The sequence below is a fragment of the Paraburkholderia sediminicola genome (genome assembly GCF_046027355.1).
GTDB classification, from domain to species: domain Bacteria; phylum Pseudomonadota; class Gammaproteobacteria; order Burkholderiales; family Burkholderiaceae; genus Paraburkholderia; species Paraburkholderia sediminicola_B.
The window spans coordinates 1-356 of the sequence record NZ_JAQQEK010000153.1 but is presented as its reverse complement, the minus strand read 5'-3'; the positions used below and the strand labels follow the sequence as shown (position 1 = coordinate 356).

The 356-nt window shown below is 57.9% G+C and carries 1 pseudogene; it reads left to right on the top strand.

The features are described 5' to 3' along the window. Positions 1-356, top strand: a pseudogene (locus tag PQR42_RS45685) (RHS repeat-associated core domain-containing protein); the annotation flags it as partial.

Here is a 356-nt window from a genome sequence, read left to right as displayed (position 1 = left end):
CACGACGGCGATTTTCAGCTATGACGCATTCAATAGGCGCACGGATCGGACAGTCAACGGCCACCGGATGCAGACGACCTGGATCGGTGATGAACTGAACTTCATGGTGCCGGATGGTGACTGGTCACAGCGGATTCGGGTGTTCTCGCCGTATCAGGCAGGCTGGCCGGATGAGCTGATGTTCCGGCGTATTGGCGATGACGCGAGCCAGGACAGGTATGTGCTGCGTGATGCGAATAACAATGTCATTGCGTTGACCGATGCCGGTCAGCAGAGTCAAACGCAGTATGGCTATGAGCCGTACGGCGCGACGATTCAGACAGGGGTTGCGGATCCCAACGCGCAGCAGTACACCG